This window comes from Pseudorhizobium xiangyangii (assembly GCF_020531965.1).
Classification (GTDB): domain Bacteria; phylum Pseudomonadota; class Alphaproteobacteria; order Rhizobiales; family Rhizobiaceae; genus Neorhizobium; species Neorhizobium xiangyangii.
Genome location: NZ_JAJAWH010000094.1, coordinates 1 through 1,324, shown reverse-complemented (window position 1 = coordinate 1,324; position 1,324 = coordinate 1). Strand labels below are relative to the sequence as shown.

The window sequence follows — 1,324 nt, the reverse complement described above, 5'->3', positions numbered from 1 at the left end:
CATCTCTTCGGCACGCAGTTCGCCGACGCGCTCATGGAAGGTGTCGAGCGAGGTGAGCACGTGCTCGCGGCCAGCCGCCAAGGCGATATTGTACCCAGGCACCGTGTCGACGACGTGACCACCCGGAAGCTCGGGATCGATCGGATTGCCCGGATCTTGACCCTCGGTCTGCAGATACCAGTTCTGTCCGTCTGCCTTCACCAGTTTATAGTCATAGATGCCGACGACCGCAGCCGAGCCCAGTTCGAAGTTGGCGTCACTAGCGCCGCCGACCTGGACGACCTGGATACCATCGGTGGCGCCAGTGCCGGTGTAAGCACCCGTACCGCCATTGTTCCTGATCTGGAGAATGCCCTCCCCGGAGGCATTGCCAGTCACCACTATCCTGTCGGTCTGGCTTGCGGCGCCGCCTTCATTGAGTTGTGTGTTCAGAATGAACGACCCACCATTCGTCGCAAGCGTGCCGACCGTCAGTGTCTTGTAAGGATTGGCGCTATCGAATTCTATCGTTCCGTCAGTTGCCAGGGCGCCGATATCCGACGACGCGGTCATCGTCCAATGGCTGGTCCCATCGATGCCAACACTTGTCACACCATCGCCGGCACCCTGCCAATAGCTATTGTCGGCAAGCGAAAGAGTGGCGCTATGGCCTCCGGTTGAAACCACAGCGTCGCCGAAAATCTGCACCCCTCCGGTCGCCTCCACGGTCAGGCTGGTGAGCCTGCCGGCAAGAGCGGGATCGTCCGATGCGCCAGCCCGTATGGCAATGCCGGTACCGCTGCCGATGACAGCGCCATCTTGAAGGAGGACGCGGCCTGCCTCGGCCGCAGCGCCGTGGATGCCAACACCGTTGGCACTGTAGACGCTGCCGCCCCTCATGGTGATGGATGCACCGGTGTCGCTGAGGTTGAGACCGTCAGCCTGGGCTCCCGCCGTGGTCACAATCACGTTCTCCGCAGTCACCTCGGCACCGGCCGTGGCAGTGATGCCATGGGCAAAGTCACCATGTGTATTGACGCTCACTCCGATAGCGTTCGCCGTCCCTCCGGGCCAGATATTAAAGCCATGGGCGGCCGTTCCGAAGGTCTCGATGGCCGTATTTCTCAAATCCACATGGCCATCCGAAGCGACGATCACGCCAAAGGCCCCGTCGCCTGTCGTTGTGATTGACGAATCAGTCACGATAATTGTCCCACCCGCACCTGCGCCGATCCCGAACGAGTTATCTCCTTGTGTGGAGATTACAAGTCGATCTGCCTGGATGACGCTGTCTTGCGTGCTGCTGAGGCCGTAGGAGAAGGCTCCCAGCGTCGATATCGTCGTG

Annotated in this window: 1 protein-coding gene; it reads right to left on the bottom strand. The window is 60.7% G+C overall.

All coding sequences use genetic code 11. The features are described 5' to 3' along the window. On the bottom strand, nucleotides 1–1,182 hold a 1,182-nt coding region (locus LH464_RS24765; protein ID WP_226788972.1), incomplete at its 3' end, for an autotransporter outer membrane beta-barrel domain-containing protein. Between the last annotated feature and the right edge of the window lie 142 nt (nucleotides 1,183–1,324).